15 protein-coding genes and 1 pseudogene are annotated in these 19,166 nt (G+C 61.9%); 10 read left to right on the top strand and 6 right to left on the bottom strand.

The genetic code is table 11. The features are described 5' to 3' along the window. Nucleotides 1-2 precede the first annotated feature (2 nt). The 4 genes from DR88_RS16315 to DR88_RS16330 all read left to right on the top strand — a co-directional run bounded on the left by DR88_RS16315 (nt 3) and on the right by DR88_RS16330 (nt 4,722). On the top strand, nt 3-1,181 hold the full coding sequence (locus DR88_RS16315) for an ABC transporter substrate-binding protein (RefSeq protein ID WP_004148077.1): 1,179 nt from the start codon (nt 3-5) through the stop codon (nt 1,179-1,181). Beyond that, nucleotides 1,154-2,689, top strand: a complete 1,536-nt coding sequence (locus DR88_RS16320; protein WP_004148074.1) for an ABC transporter permease subunit — start codon at nt 1,154-1,156, stop codon at nt 2,687-2,689. Before DR88_RS16315 ends, DR88_RS16320 begins: the two co-directional genes overlap by 28 nt. After that, nucleotides 2,689-3,321: an ATP-binding cassette domain-containing protein gene (locus DR88_RS16325; protein ID WP_004148072.1), complete on the top strand. Its 633-nt coding sequence runs from the start codon at nt 2,689-2,691 to the stop codon at nt 3,319-3,321. The genes DR88_RS16320 and DR88_RS16325 overlap by 1 nt, the downstream gene beginning before the upstream one ends. A 93-nt stretch (nt 3,322-3,414) precedes the next feature. Next, the gene (locus DR88_RS16330; protein ID WP_004148070.1) at nt 3,415-4,722 is read left to right on the top strand and encodes a sulfurtransferase; all 1,308 of its coding nucleotides are present in this window, start codon (nt 3,415-3,417) and stop codon (nt 4,720-4,722) included. 51 nt (nt 4,723-4,773) lie between these two features. Here DR88_RS16330 and DR88_RS16335 read toward each other — a convergent pair whose 3' ends face one another. After that, a complete protein-coding gene (locus tag DR88_RS16335; RefSeq protein WP_002901398.1) occupies nt 4,774-5,397 on the bottom strand; it encodes a CDP-alcohol phosphatidyltransferase family protein in 624 nt (207 codons plus the stop codon). Between the two features lie 86 nt (nt 5,398-5,483). Here DR88_RS16335 and DR88_RS16340 point away from each other — a divergent pair, with 86 nt between their 5' ends. Beyond that, nucleotides 5,484-5,894, top strand: coding sequence for a pyrimidine (deoxy)nucleoside triphosphate diphosphatase (locus DR88_RS16340; protein WP_025862271.1), 411 nt, complete (start codon nt 5,484-5,486; stop codon nt 5,892-5,894). Nucleotides 5,895-6,076: 182 nt separating this feature from the next. After that, nucleotides 6,077-7,420: an NADP-specific glutamate dehydrogenase gene (gene gdhA, locus DR88_RS16345; protein WP_004176526.1), complete on the top strand. Its 1,344-nt coding sequence runs from the start codon at nt 6,077-6,079 to the stop codon at nt 7,418-7,420. A gap of 43 nt (nt 7,421-7,463) precedes the next feature. Here the strand turns inward: gdhA and DR88_RS16350 are convergent, their stop codons facing one another. From DR88_RS16350 to selD, 3 genes are all read right to left on the bottom strand, one after another. After that, a complete protein-coding gene (locus DR88_RS16350) occupies nt 7,464-8,444 on the bottom strand; it encodes an NAD(P)H-quinone oxidoreductase (protein WP_004148066.1) in 981 nt (326 codons plus the stop codon). Nucleotides 8,445-8,623: 179 nt separating this feature from the next. Next, the gene (locus DR88_RS31285) at nt 8,624-10,570 is read right to left on the bottom strand and encodes a DNA topoisomerase III (RefSeq protein WP_004148065.1); all 1,947 of its coding nucleotides are present in this window, start codon (nt 10,568-10,570) and stop codon (nt 8,624-8,626) included. A 4-nt stretch (nt 10,571-10,574) separates the two neighbouring features. Further along, a complete protein-coding gene (selD, locus tag DR88_RS16360; protein ID WP_004176528.1) occupies nt 10,575-11,618 on the bottom strand; it encodes a selenide, water dikinase SelD in 1,044 nt (347 codons plus the stop codon). 225 nt (nt 11,619-11,843) lie between these two features. Here selD and phoC point away from each other — a divergent pair, with 225 nt between their 5' ends. Continuing rightward, nucleotides 11,844-12,590 carry an acid phosphatase PhoC gene (gene phoC, locus DR88_RS16365; protein WP_002901387.1) on the top strand — a complete coding sequence of 249 codons (747 nt, stop codon included), beginning with the start codon at nt 11,844-11,846 and terminating at the stop codon, nt 12,588-12,590. Nucleotides 12,591-13,274: 684 nt separating this feature from the next. Here phoC and DR88_RS29770 read toward each other — a convergent pair. Beyond that, a pseudogene (locus tag DR88_RS29770) lies at nt 13,275-14,636 on the bottom strand (IS3-like element ISKpn1 family transposase). A gap of 135 nt (nt 14,637-14,771) precedes the next feature. Beyond that, a complete protein-coding gene (locus DR88_RS16375) occupies nt 14,772-15,323 on the bottom strand; it encodes an NAD(P)H nitroreductase (RefSeq protein WP_004176531.1) in 552 nt (183 codons plus the stop codon). A gap of 165 nt (nt 15,324-15,488) precedes the next feature. Between DR88_RS16375 and sppA the strand changes: the two genes are divergently transcribed. The 3 genes from sppA (at nt 15,489) to pncA (ending at nt 19,151) form a co-directional block, all read left to right on the top strand. Next, nucleotides 15,489-17,342: a signal peptide peptidase SppA gene (gene sppA, locus DR88_RS16380; RefSeq protein ID WP_004179393.1), complete on the top strand. Its 1,854-nt coding sequence runs from the start codon at nt 15,489-15,491 to the stop codon at nt 17,340-17,342. Between the two features lie 138 nt (nt 17,343-17,480). Beyond that, entirely contained in the window at nt 17,481-18,500 is a 1,020-nt protein-coding gene (gene ansA, locus DR88_RS16385) for an asparaginase (RefSeq protein WP_004148060.1), read from the top strand. Between the two features lie 9 nt (nt 18,501-18,509). Beyond that, on the top strand, nt 18,510-19,151 hold the full coding sequence (pncA, locus tag DR88_RS16390; RefSeq protein ID WP_025862078.1) for a bifunctional nicotinamidase/pyrazinamidase: 642 nt from the start codon (nt 18,510-18,512) through the stop codon (nt 19,149-19,151). Nucleotides 19,152-19,166: the final 15 nt, after the last annotated feature.

Raw genomic sequence — 19,166 nt, 5'->3', positions numbered from 1 at the left:
CGATGCGCCGTTTGCGTGATTACAGCCTCTGTCTGTGCCTGCTGCTGCTCTGGGCGCTGGCGGTTAATGCCGACGACAGCTGGCGGCAGATTCAGACGGAAGCCCGCGGACAGACCGTCTGGTTTAACGCCTGGGGCGGCGACCCGGCCGTCAATCGCTATCTGGCGTGGGTCAGCGAAGAGGTCAAACGCTATTACGCAATCGACCTGCGTATTGTGCCTGTCGCCGACGCCGCCGACGCAGTGAAACGCATCCAGACCGAGGCGCAGGCCGGTCGTCGCCAGGGCGGGTCAGTGGATCTGCTGTGGATCAACGGCGAAAACTTTCGCACGCTTAAGCAGGCCGATCTGCTGCTCACCGGCTGGGCCGAATCGCTGCCCAACTGGTGCTATGTCGATCAGCAAAAGCCGGTACGGGAAGATTTTTCTGTCGCCACCGAGGGCGCGGAGTCGCCGTGGGGCAGCGCCCAGCTGACGTTTATCGCCCGCCGCGGGCAAACGCCGCAGCCGCCCACCAGCCCGCAGGCCCTGCTGGCCTTCGCCAGAGCCCATCCGGGCAGCGTAACCTACCCGCGGCCGCCGGACTTCACCGGTACCGCCCTGCTGGAGCAACTGCTGATCGCGCTCACCGACCAGCCAGCCGCCCTGCGCCAGCCGCCGCAGCCGGCGACCTTCGCGGCGGTCACCGCCCCGCTGTGGCGCTATCTCGATGCGCTGCACCCGGCTCTGTGGCGGGCGGGCAAGGATTTCCCGGCGTCGCCGGCGCGGATGGACGCCATGCTCAACCAGGGCACCCTCCGCCTGTCGCTGACGTTTAACCCGCTGCACGCCCGGCAGAAAGCCGCCAGCGGCGAATTACCGACGGACAGCTACAGCTTCGGCTTTACCGCGGGGACCCTCGGCAACGTCCATTTCGTTACCATCCCGGCTAACGCCCGCGCTGTCGCTGGCGCCAAAGTAGTGGCCAATTTCCTGCTCTCCCCTGAGGCGCAATTGCGCAAGGCCGATGCCGCCGTCTGGGGCGATCCGAGCGTACTGGATCCGCAGCGTCTGCCTGACGGCCAGCGCCAGGCGCTGGCGGCAGCCCTGCCGCAGGATCTGCCGCCGGTGCTTGCTGAGCCTCACGCGGCATGGGTTGACGCGCTGGAGCAGGAATGGCTGCGCCGCTACGGTACACACTGATCCTGCTGGCCTGGGGGGCGATGGCGGCGATCTATCTGCCGCTGTTCCCCGCCGCCGGGGAACTGGTGGGCGCTGCGCGCTCCCCGGCCCACTGGCGTGCGCTGTTCGCCGACCCGCAGCTGGGCCAGGCGCTGGCCGCCACCCTCGTCTCCACGCTGTTGTCCGTCGGCGGCGCGCTGCTGATCGCCCTGACCATCGTCGCCGCCCTCTGGCCTTCGGCCCGCTGGCGGCGGCTGGCTTCCCGTCTGCCGCTGCTGCTGGCGGTGCCCCATCTCGCCCTGGCGACGGCGGCGCTGCTGCTGTTCGCCGAAGGGGGCTGGCTCTGGCAGCGGCTGCCGTTTCTGACGCCGCCGGTTGACCGGTACGGCATCGGGCTTGGCCTGACGATGGCCCTGAAAGAGAGCGCCTTTGTGCTGTGGGTGATCTATGGCCTGCTGGGAGAGAAACGCCTCGCCGACCAGGCGACCGCCCTGAAGAGCCTCGGCTACGGCCGCTGGCAGTGCCTGCGTTGGCTGGTGCTGCCCGCCCTGCTGCCCGCCCTCGGCATGGTGCTGCTGGCCACCACCGCCTGGAGCCTGTCGGCGGTAGACGTCGCCCTGGTGCTGGGGCCCGGCAATCCGCCCACCCTCGCCGTGCTGGCGTGGCAATGGTTAAGCCAGGGCGATGAGCTGCAGCAGGCCAAAGGGGCGCTGGCCAGCCTGCTGCTGATGGCGATCCTCGGCGGGCTGGCGCTGGTCGCCTGGGGCGGATGGCGGCTACAGCGCCAGTACCAGCCCGATCTGCGCGGTGTTCGTCACCCGCATCCTCATGCCCTGCCCGGCCGCCTGCTGGCGGCGCTGCTGCCGCTGAGCGGTCTGCTGGGCGCGCTATTGCTGGCGGGGCTGGCGCGCTCGGCGCCGCCGCAGATGGATGCCCTCGGCAACAGCCTTGGGCTGGCGCTGGCGGCCTGCGCCCTCGGCGCGGCTGTCTGCCTGCTGTGGCTGGCCTGCGGCCCGGCGCGAGGCGATGGCTGGGTCTGGCTACCGCTGGTCCTGCCGGCCCTGCCGCTGGCCGACGGCCAGTACCGGTTGGCGCTGTACGCCTGGCTTGACGGTGACTGGCGGACCGTCCTGTGGGGCCATCTGCTGTGGGTGGTGCCATGGATGCTGTTTATTTTGCGCCCGGCCTGGCGCCAGCGCGATCCGCGTCTGACGGTTGTCGCCCGCACGCTCGGCTGGGGATCCACGCGTATTTTCTGGTTGCTGACCCTGCCTTCGCTAACTCGCCCACTGCTGACCGCCCTGGCGGTGGGCTTCTCAGTGAGCATCGCGCAGTATCTGCCAACGCTATGGCTGGGGGCTGGCCGAATTCCGACGCTCACCAGCCAGGCGGTGGCGCTCAGCAGCGGCGGCGAGGCGCAGACGCTCGCCGCTCAGGCGCTGTGGCAATTACTGCTGCCGGCGGTATGCTTTACCCTGACTGCTCTGCTGGCCTGGCTGGCAGGCCGCTATCGACGAGGACTTCGCTAGTGCTAACCGTAAACCATCTGACCCTGAGCGTGAGACGCCAGCCGCTGCTGCGGGAGGTCGCCTTTTCGGTAGCCCCGGGGGAAGTGCTGACGCTGATGGGCCCCTCCGGTAGCGGGAAATCAACGCTGTTTGCCTGGATGATTGGCGCCCTGTCCGGCGATTTTCGCGCCCGAGGCGAGCTTTGGCTCAACGAACGGCGTTGCGATACGCTGCCGACAGAGCAGCGGCGCATCGGCATTCTGTTTCAGGACCCGTTACTGTTCGACCATTTCAGCGTCGGGCAAAATTTACAGCTGGCGCTGCCGGAGAACGTGCGCGGCGAGGCGCGAAAAACCGCGGTGGAGGAAGCGCTTAGCCGCGCCGGGCTGGCGGGCTTCGCCCCGCGCGATCCGGCCACGCTCTCCGGCGGGCAGCGGGCGCGGGTGAGCCTGCTGCGCGCCCTGCTGGCGCGCCCCGAGGCATTGCTGCTTGATGAGCCCTTCAGCCGCCTGGATGCCAGCCTGCGCGCCGGGTTCCGCCGCTGGGTCTTTGAAGAACTGGCCCGCCAGGCCATTCCGGCGATCCTGGTGACCCACGATCGCGAGGACTGCCCGCCGACGGGGCGCTGCCTGGCGATGGAGCGCTGGCAATGAAGGACAATAGCGTGCAAACCTGCGTTACCGCAAAGAAATCGGCGCCTGGCGAGTGGAGAATACGCCCTCCACTTTTTACCGTCGGGCATTTCGATGAAACGTGTTTCTCAATTGACCGCACTCGCCCTGCTCATAGGGCTTGCTGCTTCCACTACCTGCGCCGCTGAAACCATGCCAGCGCTCACTCTCTCCCACCTGCAACAGCAGCACGGCGTGGCCATCGACACCCGGCTGAGCGCTTATTACAACGGCTGGCCGCAGCGCGCCAACGGCCCGGAAGGCCATGAGCCGCAGGCCCTCAATCTTTCCGCCCGCTGGCTCGGCGCCATGAGCGACGATCAGCTCCGCGCCTGGGCTAAGCAGCACCAGCTCCAGTCCGATACCCCCATCGCGCTGTACGGCAGCCCGGAGGATAACGCCAGCGTCGCGGCGCGGCTGAAACAAACGGGTTTCACCCGGCTCAGCACCCTGAGCGATGCGCTGAGCCAGACCGACCGTCTGCAAAAACTGCCGCACTTTGAACAGTTGGTCTACCCCCAGTGGCTGCACGACCTACAGCAAGGGAAAGCGGTCGCCGCCGCCCCGGCAGGCGACTGGAAAGTGTTTGAAGCCGCCTGGGGAGCGCCGAAGCTCTATCTGCTGAGCCATATCCCTGGCGCGGGCTATATCGATACCAATGAGGTGGAGAGCGAACCGCTGTGGAATAAAGTGTCCGACGCGCAGCTGAAGGCGATGCTGTCGAAGCACGGCATCCGGCATGACACCACGGTGATCCTCTATGGTCGCGACGTCTACGCCGCAGCGCGGGTGGCGCAGATCATGCTGTACGCCGGGGTCAAAGACGTGCGCCTGCTTGACGGCGGCTGGCAGACCTGGTCCGACGCCGGGCTGCCGGTAGAGCGCGGTATGCCGCCGGCGCAGCAGCCGGCGCCTGATTTCGGCGCGCCGATCCCCGGCCAGCCGCAGCTGATGCTGGATACCGAACAAGCCCGCGGGCTGCTGCATCGTCAGGACGCCTCGCTGGTCAGCGTCCGCTCATGGCCGGAGTTTATCGGCACCACCAGCGGCTACAGCTATATCAAGCCGAAGGGCGACATCGCTGGCGCCCGCTGGGGCCACGCCGGGAGCGACTCCACGCACATGGAGGATTTCCATAACCCGGACGGCACCATGCGCAGCGCCGACGATATCGCTGCCCTGTGGCGCCAGTGGAACATTCTGCCGAGCCAGCAAGTGGCGTTCTATTGCGGGACCGGCTGGCGGGCCTCGGAAACCTTTATGTATGCCCGCGCCATGGGCTGGCCGCACGTCGCGGTGTACGACGGCGGCTGGTACGAATGGAGCAGCAACCCGCACAATCCGGTGGCCCGCGGAGAGCGCGGCCCGGAAAGCAGTCAGTAACTCGCCCCGCCTCAGCGCGTCGCCCTTTGTCGGCGACGCGCGATACCCCGTTTACGCTGTGGTCGTTACCCGCTTTAAGGTCTGGTAGCCACTGCAGATGCGCGTCGCCGTCGTCAGCCAGCACAGCGCGCCAAACAGCCACGCCAGCCAGGCGAAATGCGCCGGAAACAGGCAGCCGAGGACAAACAACAGGATGGTCTCCGTCCCCTCCGTCAGTCCCCCGAGATAGTACAGCGATTTATGGGCGTAGCCGGGATTGGCGATCTGGTGCCTGGCCGCCAGGGCGGCAAAAGCGAGAAAGCTGCTGCCGGTGCCGATAAAGGCAAACAGCAGCCAGCCGCCTGCCAGGGCATTGTTCAGCGGATCCGCCAGAATAAAGCCGAACGGCACCAGGGCGTAAAAGAGAAAATCCAGCGCAATATCGAGAAAGCCGCCCGCGTCCGTGAGCCCGCGCCGCCGCGCCAGAGCGCCGTCCAGGCCATCCAGCAGGCGGTTAAGGAGAATGGCCGCCAGCGCCGCGCCATACCACCCCAGCGCCAGAAAGGGCAGAGCCAGCACGCCGATGGCAAAACCGACCAGCGTCAGCCCGTCCGGTGAGATGCCGGGGCGGTCAAGGGCGCCGGCGACAGCGTTTAGCAGGGGTTTAAGGCGCGGATGCAGGTGGCTATCAAGCACGAAGGTCTCCAGCAGGGTTGGCGGTTGTCAGTTACGGTCTATGGCGGTGATAATAGGCCATATTCGTCTTATTAACCTTGATGCTTATGCTAAAAATGATTGATGTTGTCGCCGCCATTATTGAACAGGATGGCCAGATTCTGCTGGCGCAGCGTCCGCCCCACGCCGACCAGCCGGGGATGTGGGAGTTCGCCGGCGGCAAAGTGGAGCCGGGTGAAAGCCAGCCGCAGGCGCTGACCCGCGAACTGCAGGAGGAGATGGGCATCATCGCCCGCCCGGCTTGCTATATCGCCAGTCATCAGCGGGAGGTCTCCGGCCGCCGGATCCATCTGCACGCCTGGTGGGTGCCGTACTTTCAGGGCACGCCGCTGGCCCACTATCACACTCAGCTGCGCTGGTGCCTTCCCACAGAAGCGCTGGCCCTCGATCTCGCCCCGGCCGATATTCCTCTGCTGCACGCCTTTATCGCCCAGCGCCCCACCCTTTCCGTCCGCTGATCCGCCCGCCGCCTCGTCATCGCTTTTAGTTATGACGAGCGGGCAATTATAAATTTTGTTGTCGGCTCAATTTTTCCTTGCTTGCCTAAGGATTAGCGGTGTTATAGTCGGAAAATCGGTTTTTTCAAGGACCGAATCATAATAAATACATGCAACCACAACCATAAGGGGAACTGATATCTATGGATCAGACGTGCACTCTGGAAGGCTTTCTCACCCGCGTTCAACAGCGCGATCCTCATCAAACCGAATTTGCTCAAGCCGTCCGGGAGGTGATGACCACCCTGTGGCCTTTCCTTGAGGAAAATCCGCGCTATCGTCAGCTTGCTTTGCTGGAACGTCTGGTGGAACCGGAGCGCGTGATCCAGTTCCGCGTGGTGTGGGTGGACGACCGCAATCAGGTCCAGGTCAACCGCGCGTGGCGCGTGCAGTTCAACTCGGCCATCGGCCCGTATAAAGGCGGGATGCGTTTTCACCCGTCGGTTAACCTGTCGATTCTCAAATTCCTTGGCTTCGAGCAGACCTTCAAAAACGCCCTGACCACTCTGCCGATGGGCGGCGGGAAAGGCGGCAGCGATTTCGATCCTAAAGGCAAGAGCGATGGCGAAGTGATGCGTTTCTGCCAGGCGCTGATGACCGAACTCTATCGCCACCTTGGCCCGGATACCGACGTACCGGCGGGCGATATCGGCGTCGGCGGTCGCGAAGTCGGCTTTATGGCCGGAATGATGCGCAAGCTCTCCAACAACAGCGCCTGCGTCTTCACTGGTAAAGGACTCTCCTTTGGCGGCAGCTTGATCCGTCCGGAAGCCACTGGTTACGGCCTGATCTACTTCACCGAAGCGATGCTCAAACGTCACGGCCTCGGCTTCGAAGGCGCTCGCGTGGCGGTCTCCGGCTCCGGCAACGTTGCGCAATACGCCATTGAGAAAGCGATGGAGCTTGGCGCGCGGGTGGTGACGGCCTCCGACTCCAACGGCACCGTCGTTGACGAAGCGGGCTTCACCAAAGAAAAACTGGCCCGCCTGATCGACATTAAAGAGCGTGCCCACGGCCGTGTGGCCGATTACGCCCGCGAATTTGGCCTCACCTATCTTGAAGGCCAGCAGCCCTGGTCAGTGCCGGTGGATATTGCCCTGCCTTGCGCGACCCAGAACGAACTGGACGTCGATGCCGCCCGCCAGCTGATTGCCAATGGCGTCAAGGCCGTGGCGGAAGGCGCCAACATGCCGACCACCATCGCCGCAACCGACCTGTTCCTGGAAGCTGGCGTGCTGTTTGCCCCGGGCAAAGCGGCCAACGCCGGCGGCGTGGCGACTTCCGGTCTGGAGATGGCGCAGAACGCCGCGCGCATGGGCTGGAAAGCGGAAAAAGTGGATGCCCGCCTGCATCACATCATGCTGGATATCCACCACGCTTGCGTGCAGTACGGCGGCGAAGCGAAGCAGACCAACTACGTGCGCGGCGCGAATATCGCCGGTTTCGTGAAGGTTGCAGATGCTATGCTGGCCCAGGGCGTGATTTAACCTCCCCTAACTCCATCCCGGCGGCAGCCCGCCGGGATGCGTCTCACGACGTCATCGTGATCACCACTTTCCCCAGATGCTGACCACTGTCCAGACAGGCATGGGCCTCGGCAATCTCCGCCATCGGGTAGCTGGCGTAGATCAGCGGCTTGCATTTCCCTGCCTCAAGCAGCGGCCAGACGTGGCGGCGCAGCGCCTCGGCAATCTGCTGTTTCTCCGCTGGCGTCCGGCCGCGCATGGTCGAGCCGGTGACGGTGGCTCGCTTGAGCATCAGAGTCTGAATATCAACCTCATGAGCGATTCGCCCGCCCATAAAGCCGATGATGACCAGTCGTCCATCCTTTTTCAGTAGCCCAAGGTTGCGGTTAAAGTAAGGGCCGCCAACAATATCCAGAATGACGTCCACCCCTTCATCGTTGGTCAGCTGGCCGATTTTCTCGGCAAAATCATCTGTTTTGTAGTTAATCGCCGTAGCATAGGGACGTAGCGCAGCAATTTTTTCGTCCTGGCCGACGGTGGCATAGACGGTCATCCCCAGCGCGTGGCACAGCAGGACCGCGGTGGTGCCAATCCCGCTGGCGCCGCCGTGGACCAGAATGCTTTCGCCAGGCTGCAGCTTACCCAGCTGGAAAACGTTCGCCCAGACGGTGAAGAAGGTTTCCGGAATGGCGGCCGCTTCGCTAAAGCTGAGGCCCGCCGGGATCGGCAACGTCTGGCCTGCCGGCACGGCGCAGTATTCGGCATAGCCGCCGCCGTTGGTCAGCGCGCAAACGCGATCGCCGGGCGTAAACGCTGTGACCTGCGCGCCGACCTTAACAACCACGCCCGCCACCTCGAGGCCGGGCACGGGGGTGACGCCCTCAGGCATGGGATACAGACCCTGGCGCTGCAGAATATCCGGCCGGTTGACGCCCGCCGCCTTCACCTCAATGAGCACCTCATGCTCCCCGATGGTGGGAATCTCCCCTTCGCGGATCTGCAATACCTCCGGGCCGCCCGGTTGGCTGATAGCAATATATTTCACGGGTCCTCCTTATCGCCTGTGAGAGAAATGGGGCATCGGCATCAGGAAAAGCGCAGCGGGCATCCCCTGCTCAGGGGCCCCGCGTCCAGGCTCTTCCCGGCTGTTTAGTGTAGACCATTGGCCTGACTGGCGGAGAAGCGGTGGCCGCGGGATAACGCATCCTCGCGACCACCGGCGGGTTACTGCGGCGGCGGCGCGGTATCGTCTGCCGCTTTTTTGCCTTTCGGCTTCCCTTTACCTTTGCTGAACGACTTCTTCGCCCCGCCCGGCGCCACCAGGCCGCGGAACTGACGCACCGGCGTGCTGCGCGCCTGATCGATCAGTTGATACAGCGTCCCCACCAGCGGCTGCATAAAGTCCTGATAGCGGCACTGTTTCTCGCTGATCTGCGTCAACACCGACTCCCAGTGGGCGGTCATGTCCGGTCGCCCGGCCATCTCCGGCAGGGAATGAATGAGCGCCCTGCCGGCCTCCGAAGAGTGGATATAGCGCCCCTTTTTGCTCAGGAAACCACGCTTGAACAGCAGCTCGATAATCCCTGCGCGGGTCGCTTCCGTGCCGAGGCCGTCGGTGGCGCGGAGGATCTTCTTCAGATCTTTATCCTGCACGAAGCGGGCAATCCCGGTCATCGCCGACAGCAGCGTGGCGTCGGTAAAGTGGCGCGGCGGCTGGGTCTGACGCTCCACCACCTCGCCCCTCTCGCACAGCAGTTCATCGCCTTTGGCCACCACCGGCAGCGGCGTGCCGTCGTTCTCTTCATCGCGCTCTTTGCTGCCAAGCAGCGTCCGCCAGCCCGCCTCGGCCAGAAAACGCGCCTTGGCGACAAACTTGCCGTTGGCGATCTCAAGATCAATCTGGCATTTGCGGAACACTGCGTCAGGGCAGAACTGCATCAGATACTGGCGGGCGATCAGGGTGTACACCTTCGCTTCGTTATCGGTGAGCTTCACCTGGCTGCTGCGGGCGGTTGGGATAATCGCATGGTGCGCGTCGACCTTTTTATCATCCCAGCAGCGGTTGCGGATCTCCGGATCCACTACCGGCTGCGGTAGCAGGTCCGCCGCATGGACGGCAATCGCATTCAACACCGCATGGCGGCCAGCGAAGTGCTCTTCCGGCAGATAGCGGCTGTCCGAACGCGGATAGGTGATGAGTTTGTGGGTTTCGTACAGCTTCTGGCAGATATCCAGCACGTTCTGCGCGCTGAAACCGAAACGTTTGGCCGCCTCAATCTGCAGCGCCGACAGCGAGAACGGCAGCGGCGCGGGTTCGGAATCGCGCTTATCGTTATAGCCGGTCACGATTGCCGGCTGGCCTTCGATGCGCTTAACCACATGCTCGGCCAGCGGACGATGCAGCAGGCGCCCTTCTTCATCCTGGTAAGGTTCGCAGGCTTCGCTCGGCACCCAGGTGGCGACAAAACGCTCCTCCTGCGGCGTGACGATATGCGCCTTCACGTCGAAGAAATCTTTGGCGACGAAATTTTCAATCTCTTCATCGCGACGGACCACCAGGCCAAGTACCGGGGTCTGCACCCGCCCCACCGAGAGCACCCCCTGATAGCCGGCGTTGCGCCCCAGCAGGGTGTAGGCGCGGGTCATATTGATGCCGTACAGCCAGTCGGCGCGGGCCCGCGCCAGCGCCGACACGCAGAGCGGCACGAACTCGCTGTTGGCGCGCAGACGGTTGATCGCCCGCTCCACCGCCTGCGGGTTGAGATCGTTAATCAGACAACGCTGCACCTGCTGACGCTTCTCCGGCGCCAGCTGCAGGTAGTCGAGTACTTCGTCCACCAGCAGCTGCCCTTCTCTGTCCGGGTCGCCGGCGTGGATAACCTCCTCGGCGTCGCCGAGCAGGCGCTTGATGACATTCAGCTGTTTGGTGACCGAGGGCTTTGGCTGCAGCTGCCATTTCTCCGGCACAATCGGCAGATCGTTGAGATTCCACCGGGCATAGCGGCTGTCGTAGATGTCCGGCTGCGCCTGCTCCAGCAGGTGGCCGATACACCAGGTGACCACCTGCCCGTTGCCGCACTCAATATAGCCATCGCCTTTGCGGTGCGGTTTAGGCAACACATCGGCGATAGCCCGACCGAGACTCGGTTTTTCTGCAATAAACAACCGCATCGAATCAACGGATCTCGATCATGGGTCGCCCGCCGCGGGCGGTCACCAGCTCGCCGATGGCGGCCAGCTTAATGCCGAACTCCGCCGCGGCGGCCTGAACTTCCGCCTCCGCCTCCGGGGTCACCGCCAGCAGCAGACCGCCGGAGGTCTGCGGATCGCACAGCAGATCCCGCCACTCCGTCGGCATCTCGCCCATGAGATGGCCGTAGCTGGCAAAGTTGCGCCCGGTGCCGCCCGGCACCGCGCCGGCGGCGATATAGTCCTCCACCCCCGGCAGTTTTGGGATATCGGCATAGCGCAGCTGCGCCTGCACGCCGGCCCCGCGGCACACCTCGCTGAGATGGCCGAGCAGGCCAAAGCCGGTGACGTCGGTCATCGCCTTCACCCCGTCGATGGCGGCAAACGCGGCGCCGGCGAGGTTCATCTGGCACATGGTCTCCGTCGCTAACCCTTGATGCTCTGGCTTGAGCAGCGATTTTTTCTCTGCAGTGGTCAGTACGCCGATCCCCAGCGGTTTAGTAAGATACAGTTTGCAACCCGCCTGGGCGGTGCTGTTTTTCTTGATGCGCTCGGTGGGCACCACGCCGGTGACCGCCAGACCGAAGATCGGCTCCGGGGCGTCAATGGAGTGGCCGCCCGCCAGCGCGATCCCCGCCTGCTGGCAGGCAAAGCGCCCGCCCTCCACCACTTCGCGAGCGATTTCCGGCGCCAGGGTGTTGATCGGCCAGCCGAGGATGGCAATCGCCATAATCGGTTTCCCGCCCATAGCGAAAATATCGCTGATGGCGTTGGTAGCGGCGATGCGGCCAAAGTCGAACGGGTTATCGACAATCGGCATAAAGAAATCGGTGGTGCTGACGATCGAGGTGCCATTACCGAGATCGTAAACGGCGGCATCATCGCTGGTTTCGTTGCCGACAAGCAGGTTTGGGTCGACAAACTTCGCCTGCTCGCTATGCAGGATAGTTTCCAGCACTTTCGGGGAAATTTTACAACCACAACCGGCTCCGTGGCTGTATTGCGTTAAACGAATGGCTTGCTCGCTCATGGACATCTCCTGTCATTGCAATCCCGCTATGTTAGCGCCCAAACGCCAGGGTGGTAAGTACGACAGTCTGAAATCGCGTATGGTTGCTCATTAAGCAGACAAAAAGCCGTTTTTGCGAGACGCGACAATTTTTTCCCGACCATTTTCACTTTTACTTAAAGATGACAGAAATGTGACAGCACAGGACTGTCTTCTCTGGAATGATTATGACGTAAGGAAATTCTAATGAAAAAGCGTGTTCTTGCCCTTTGCCTGGCCAGTTTCTTCTCCGTTAACGCCTTTGCTCTGGTTCCCCCCGGGAACGATGTCACCACCAAGCCCGATCTCTACTATCTGACCAATGCCCAGGCCATCGACAGCCTGGCGCTGTTGCCACCACCGCCGGCGGTGGGCAGTATCGCATTTTTAAACGATCAGGCGATGTATGAGCAAGGACGTCTGCTGCGCAATACCGAGCGCGGGAAGCTGGCGGCAGAGGATGCCAACCTCAGCGCGGGCGGCGTGGCCAACGCCTTCTCCAGCGCCTTTGGTTCGCCGATTACCGAGAAAGACGCGCCGCAGCTTCACAAACTGCTGACCAATATGATTGAAGACGCCGGCGACCTGGCGACCCGCAGCGCGAAAGAGAAATACATGCGCATTCGCCCGTTTGCGTTCTATGGCGTCTCCACCTGCAACACCACCGAACAGGACAAGCTGGCGAAAAACGGCTCTTACCCGTCCGGGCATACTTCTATCGGCTGGGCCACCGCCCTGGTGCTGGCGGAGATCAACCCGCAGCGGCAAAACGAAATTTTGAAGCGCGGCTATGAGCTCGGCGAGAGCCGGGTGATCTGCGGCTATCACTGGCAGAGCGATGTCGATGCGGCGCGCATCGTCGGCTCCGCGGTGGTCGCTACGCTGCACACCAACCCGGCCTTCCAGCAGCAGTTGCAGAAAGCCAAAGACGAATTCGCGAAAAGGCAGAAGTAACGTCATCGCCGTTGCATTCCCGGATGCGGCGCCTGGCGCGCCTTGTCCGGGCTACAAAAACCGCGATTGATTCGAATGGTAGGGGTTGTAGGCCGAGTCAGGCGCGAGCCGCCACCCGGCATAGATGCGGCTCCGAGCCTGCTGCCATCGCCCGGCGGCGCTGCGCTTGCGCGGCCAGCCGGACGGTTCCCTCTCCCTCCGGGAGAGGACCAGGGTGAGGGGAAGCACTGCAGTGTGGTTGTTTATGTTATCTGTGGCTTCAGCGTAGTTTGCGCTCCCGGTTAATCGTCTGCGTTATGTCACTCATGGCGCCGGGAGCGCACAGGGGGCGGCCAGTCGCCGCCGCCCCCTGTACCCCCGGGCTCCGGCCAGCAAAATCGCCGCTGCGCGGTCCCTTCGACTTATCCCTGCAGGCTTCGGGTCGGGCCGAGGCAGCGTCCCTGCAAAACACGGCCCTCAGCCCGCATCCATGCGGGCTGCCCCGGCCTTCCGGGAACGTCTCAGCGATTTTGAGGCCGTCAGCACCGGCAGTTTCAGCAAGAAAAGTGAATAAATTAACGACAGGTCGTACGAACGTAGGCCGGGTAAGGCGCAGCCGCCACCCGGCACAAAAATCGGCTCCGTGCCCGCTGTCCTTGCCCGGCGGCGCTGCTGGACTGACCCCATAAAGTTGGATGGTTCATATTAAGCGGCTCTCAGAGCCTGGGTTCGGTACTCTACCGGACTCAGGCCTTTTAATTTCAGGCTTATCCGCTCGTTGTTGTAGTAATGGATATAGTCCTCTACGGCTTTTCTTAGCGCACTGACACTCCTGAACTCCCTCAGATAAAAACACTCCGATTTCAGGGTCCCGAAGAAGTTTTCCATCACTGCATTATCCAGGCAGTTTCCTTTACGCGACATACTCTGCGTCATCCCATGCGCCTTTAAACGTTCCTGATAGCTCCTCATCCTGTAATGCCAGCCCTGATCCGAGTGCAGCAGCGGAGCATCTCCCGGTCTGAGCTTCGGGAACGCACCGTCCAGCATCGTATTCACCATCTCCATCACCGGCCTTTCCGACAGGCTGTAGGCGATAACCTCCCGGTTAAACAGATCGAGAACTGACGACAGGTAAAGCTTTTTTCCCTGTACCGGGAACTCTGTCACATCTGTTACCCATTTTTCGTTGGCTTTTGACGCACCGAAATTCCGGCTCAGGATATTGGGCGCGGCCTCGCCCGTTCTCCCTTTCCAGGCACGATATTTTTTCGCCCTTATCACAGACCGGAGTGACAGTTCTGCCATCAGCCGCTGCACTGTTTTATGGTTTATCCGCAGCCCCTGTTTTCTCAGTGCGAGCGTGATCCTGCGGTAGCCATAACGACCTTTGTGATAGTGGTATATCTTCCTGATGTTCTCTTTAAGACCCGCATATCTGTCCCCTTGCTTCAGTGCATTCATATTGTAATACCACGTGCTACGGGACATACCGGCCGCCCGCAGAAGGTCCCGCAGAGCGTGTTCATGCCTTAGTTCACTGATTATCAGGGCTTTTTGCCATTTTTTCGCTCTGAACCAAGGCTTTCAACTTTTTTAGATAGGCATTCTCTGCCCGCAGATAACGCAGTTCGGCCCTGAGCTCTTCGGGGGAGAGTTTTTCCAGCTCTTTATCTGTCAGTGGTGGGATATTTTTGGCTTTGTCATTTGTCCGGGCCGTCCGCATTGCATGTTTAAAAGACCTTCCGCTCCGGCATCGTTGTACACGTCGAGCCAGCGCCGGACAAGTATTTCTGCGGAGAGATTAAACCGGGCAGCCGCTTCACGCATCGTCAGGCGGTCACTGATAACCGCCCGGACGACCACGAGTTTAAATTCATCGGAATAATGATTATTTTTTGCAGTCAGGCCTTCTGCACCGTGGAACTGCCATGCCCTGACCCAGCGACGGACAGATGTTCTTTCAATACCAAAAAGGTCGGCTGTACTCTGTTCTCCGTCTTTACCGGACAAATAATGATTAACCACAGCCAGTTTTGTTTCAGGGGAATACTTTGGTTTAGCCATAAAATTGCACCTTACTCAGTTGGGTGTCCAACTTTTGGGGTGCAGTCCATGCGCTTGCGCGGGCCTACAGACAATCAGAGCCGGATGCGTTGGCCGGGTAAGGCGCAGCCGCCACCCGGCATAACACACGCTGACTCAGAATCGCGTCACAAACGGCGCGGTATCCGGCAGGGCAATGGTGGTTGAGGCTTTTAGCTGCGGCGTCCCCAGATAGAGGAAGCCGACAATTTTATCCTGTTCGCGGCACTCGAAGCCGGCCCGCACCACCGGACTCTCGGTCAATGCTCCGCTGCGCCAGATACCGTTGAATCCCTGAGCCAGGGCCGCCATCTGCATCGCCATCACCGCGCAGCCAGCGGACATCTCCTGCTCCCAGCGCGGCACCTTAGGGTGGTCTTCACAGCGCGCGACCACGGTAATAATCAGCGGCGCGCGGAACGGCGCATTACGGGCTTTCTCTATTCCCTTCTCATCCTGGCCGGCCTCTCTGGCCCCTTTTTCCAGCAACTGGCTGAAGCGCTCGCGGCCGTCATCGGCGATAATAAAGAAGCGCCACGGCTGCAGGGTGCCATGATCCGGGGCGCGCAGCCCGGCGCGCAGAATGTTTTCCAGCTGTTCGCCCGCCGGGGCAGGTTCCGCCAGGCGGGAAGCGCTGCGGCGATTAAGCAGTAGATCGAGAGCATCCATCTGTATAACTCCTGTGATGTCATTTTTCATAAAATTAACATGCACAAGGATTTTGTTACAGCGCGGTCGGTGATTCCTGCTGACAACCGACGGCTCACTCTTTAGGATAGCCAGACGCGGCGGCCCCTGCGGCCTGCCCTTTTTAGATAACGTTAGGGAGAAGACATGCGAACCCTTTGGCGACTGATTGCCAGCTTTTTTAAATGGACGTGGCGGATACTCAACTTTATTCGCAAACTGGCCCTCAATGCGATCTTCCTGGTGCTGGTGCTGGTGTGTATCGGCATCTGGAGCCAGTTCAGCAGCACCACCAGCGAACATGCCGCGCGCGGCGCGCTGTTGCTGGATATTACCGGCGTGGTGGTGGATAAACCATCCGCCAGCAGCAAGCTCGGCGTGATTGGCCGCCAGCTGTTTGGCGCCAGCTCGGACCGTCTGCAGGAGAACTCCCTGTTCGATATCGTGCAGACCATTCGCCAGGCGAAGGATGACCGCAATATCACCGGTATTGTGCTGGATCTGAAAAACTTCGTCGGCGGCGACCAGCCATCCATGCAGTACATCGGCAAAGCGCTGCGCGAATTCCGCGATAGCGGCAAACCGGTGTATGCCGTTGGCAGCAGCTACAGCCAGGGCCAGTACTACCTGGCGAGCTTCGCCAACAAAATCTGGCTCTCGCCGCAGGGCGAGGTAGACCTGCACGGCTTCGCTACCAACGGGCTATATTACAAATCGCTGCTGGATAAGCTGAAGGTCTCCACCCATGTCTTCCGCGTCGGCACCTATAAATCCGCCGTCGAGCCATTCATCCGCGATGATATGTCCCCTGCCGCCCGTGAAGCGGATAGCCGCTGGATTGGCGAACTGTGGCAGAACTACCTCAACACCATTGCCGCCAACCGCCAGATCACCGCCCAGCAGCTCTTCCCGGGCGCCCAGGGCATTATCGATGGCCTGCGTAAGGTGGGCGGCGATACGGCGAAATATGCGCTGGACAATAAGCTGGTGGATGAGCTGGCGACCTCCACGGAAGTGGAAAAGGCGCTGACCAAACAGTTTGGCTGGAGCAAAGCGGATAACAATTACCGGGCGATCAGCTATTACGACTACAACGTGAAGACGCCGTCTGACCAGGGTTCCGCCATCGCGGTAATCTTCGCCAACGGCGCCATCATGGACGGTGAAGAGACCCCGGGCAACGTCGGCGGCGACACCACCGCAGCGCAAATTCGCGATGCGCGCCTCGATCCGAAAATTAAGGCCATCGTTCTGCGCGTAAACAGCCCGGGCGGCAGCGTAACCGCTTCGGAAATCATTCGTGAAGAGCTGGCGGCAGCCAAAGCCGCCGGTAAACCGGTAGTGGTCTCGATGGGCGGCATGGCGGCGTCCGGCGGCTACTGGATCTCCACCCCAGCGGATTACATCGTGGCGAACCCAAGCACCCTCACCGGCTCCATTGGCATCTTTGGGGTGATCAACACCGTGGAAAATACCCTCGGGTCGATTGGCGTCCACACCGACGGCGTCGCCACGTCGCCGCTGGCGGATGTCTCCAGCACCAAAGCGCTGCCGCCGGAAGTGCAGCAGCTGATGCAGTTGAGCATTGAGAATGGCTATCAGCGCTTTATCACCCTGGTGGCTAACGCCCGCAAGAGCACGCCGGAGAAAATCGACCAGATCGCCCAGGGCCACGTCTGGACCGGGGAAGATGCTAAAGCCAACGGCCTGGTCGACAGCCTCGGCGACTTCGACGACGCGGTGGCCAAAGCCGCCGAGCTGGCGAAGCTGAAAACCTGGCACCTCAATTACTATCAGGAAGAGCCGACCTTCTTCTCGATGATGCTGGATAGCCTGACCGGCTCGGTACGCGCCTCGCTGCCGGCGGCCATTCAGGCCTGGCTGCCTGCGCCGGTCGCCGCGGCGGCCGAGACGGTGAAAGCGGAGAGCGACAAGCTGGCGGCGTTTAACGACCCGCAGAATCGCTATGCCTTCTGCCTGACCTGCGCTAACATCCGTTAATACGCAGCGGCTGCCCCGTCTCCCGGGGCAGCCTTTTTCCCTCTCCTGCCAACACTGCCACAAAGCCCGCGACCGACGCTGTATTTTTTCCTGCGTCTCTTTATACTGCGCCTGTCTACGACCAACCTAAGCGATGCTATGCAAAAAAAATCGATTTACGTTGCCTACACCGGTGGGACCATCGGTATGCAGCGCTCTGAACACGGCTATGTACCCGTTTCCGGCCATCTGCAGCGTCAGCTGGCGCTGATGCCGGAGTTCCATCGTCCGGAGATGCCGGACTTCACGATCCATGAATACCATCCGCTGATGGATTCATCCGATATGACCCCCGAGGACTGGCAGCACATCGCCGACGATATCCGCAGCCATTATGAGGAGTATGATGGCTTTGTGATCCTCCACGGAACCGACACCATGGCGTTTACCGCCTCGGCGCTGTCGTTCATGCTGGAAAACCTTGGCAAGCCGGTCATTGTGACAGGGTCACAAATTCCGCTGGCCGAGCTGCGTTCCGATGGTCAGATTAACCTGCTCAACGCCCTGTACGTCGCCGCCAACTATCCGATTAACGAAGTGGCGCTGTTCTTCAACAATCGACTGTTCCGCGGCAACCGCACCACCAAAGCCCATGCCGACGGCTTCGACGCTTTCGCCTCGCCAAATCTTGCCCCGCTGCTGGAGGCCGGGATCCATATTCGCCGTCTCGGTACTCCGCCGGCGCCGCAGGGTAGCGGAGAGCTTATCGTGCACCCCATCACTCCGCAGCCGATTGGCGTGGTGACGATTTACCCCGGCATCTCCGCCGACGTGGTGCGTATTTTTCTGCGCCAACCGGTGAAAGCGCTGATCCTCCGCTCCTATGGCGTCGGCAATGCCCCACAGAATGGCGAGTTTATTCAGGTGCTGGCGGAAGCCAGCCAGCGCGGTATTGTGGTGGTCAATCTGACGCAGTGCATGTCCGGAAAGGTGAACATGGGCGACTATGCCACCGGCAACGCCCTCGCCCAGGCGGGGGTCATCAGTGGTTTCGATATGACGGTGGAAGCGACGCTGACCAAGCTACACTATCTGCTTAGCCAGCAGCTGGACGTTGACGCCATTCGCGCGGCGATGCAGCAAAATCTGCGTGGCGAACTCACCCCCGACGAGGCTTAAGGAGGACGTATGGCACATCGAGCGCTGTTACTGGTTGATTTGCAGAACGACTTTTGCACCGGCGGCGCGCTGGCGGTTCCAGAAGGCGACAGTACCGTCGAGGTAGCCAATGCGCTTATCGACTGGAGCCTGGCGCGCGGCGAGCCCATCGTCGCCAGCCAGGACTGGCATCCGGCGGATCACGGCAGTTTCGCCAGCCAGCACCAGGTGGAACCCTACACCGAGGGCGAGCTGGACGGCCTGGCGCAAACTTTCTGGCCGGATCACTGCGTGCAGCACAGCGAAGGCGCGGCGCTGCATCCGCTGCTCAAGCAGCAGGCGATCGCCGCTGTGTTCCACAAAGGGCAAAACCGGATCATCGACAGCTATAGCGCTTTCTTTGACAACGGTCACCGGCAGAAAACCGAACTGGACGGCTGGCTGCGTGGTCAGGGGATCGTGGAGCTGACCGTTCTCGGCCTCGCCACCGATTACTGCGTTAAGTTCACCGTGCTGGATGCCCTGGCGCTGGGCTACGCGGTCAACGTCATCACCGACGGCTGTCGCGGCGTAAATCTGCAGCCGCAGGACAGCAGCCAGGCGTTTATGGAGATGGCCGCCGCGGGCGCCACGCTCTATACCCTCGACGACTGGCGGGAAACTCAGGCCTGATCCCTCCCCCCCGGC

The organism is Klebsiella pneumoniae, assembly GCF_000742135.1.
GTDB lineage: Bacteria > Pseudomonadota > Gammaproteobacteria > Enterobacterales > Enterobacteriaceae > Klebsiella > Klebsiella pneumoniae.
The sequence above is the reverse complement of the archived record's forward strand: the minus strand, read 5'-3'. Positions and strand labels throughout refer to the sequence as shown.

What these genes read in the sequence shown, in the direction of transcription:
- DR88_RS16315 (WP_004148077.1), top strand. Translation starts at nt 3, where the DNA reads ATGCGCCGTTTGCGTGATTACAGCCTCTGTCTGTGCCTGCTGCTGCTC.
- DR88_RS16320 (WP_004148074.1), top strand. Translation starts at nt 1,154, where the DNA reads ATGGCTGCGCCGCTACGGTACACACTGATCCTGCTGGCCTGGGGGGCG.
- DR88_RS16330 (WP_004148070.1), top strand. Translation starts at nt 3,415, where the DNA reads ATGAAACGTGTTTCTCAATTGACCGCACTCGCCCTGCTCATAGGGCTT.
- DR88_RS16340 (WP_025862271.1), top strand. Translation starts at nt 5,484, where the DNA reads ATGCTAAAAATGATTGATGTTGTCGCCGCCATTATTGAACAGGATGGC.
- gdhA (WP_004176526.1), top strand. Translation starts at nt 6,077, where the DNA reads ATGGATCAGACGTGCACTCTGGAAGGCTTTCTCACCCGCGTTCAACAG.
- DR88_RS31285 (WP_004148065.1), bottom strand. Translation starts at nt 10,570, where the DNA reads ATGCGGTTGTTTATTGCAGAAAAACCGAGTCTCGGTCGGGCTATCGCC.
- selD (WP_004176528.1), bottom strand. Translation starts at nt 11,618, where the DNA reads ATGAGCGAGCAAGCCATTCGTTTAACGCAATACAGCCACGGAGCCGGT.
- phoC (WP_002901387.1), top strand. Translation starts at nt 11,844, where the DNA reads ATGAAAAAGCGTGTTCTTGCCCTTTGCCTGGCCAGTTTCTTCTCCGTT.
- DR88_RS16375 (WP_004176531.1), bottom strand. Translation starts at nt 15,323, where the DNA reads ATGGATGCTCTCGATCTACTGCTTAATCGCCGCAGCGCTTCCCGCCTG.
- sppA (WP_004179393.1), top strand. Translation starts at nt 15,489, where the DNA reads ATGCGAACCCTTTGGCGACTGATTGCCAGCTTTTTTAAATGGACGTGG.
- ansA (WP_004148060.1), top strand. Translation starts at nt 17,481, where the DNA reads ATGCAAAAAAAATCGATTTACGTTGCCTACACCGGTGGGACCATCGGT.
- pncA (WP_025862078.1), top strand. Translation starts at nt 18,510, where the DNA reads ATGGCACATCGAGCGCTGTTACTGGTTGATTTGCAGAACGACTTTTGC.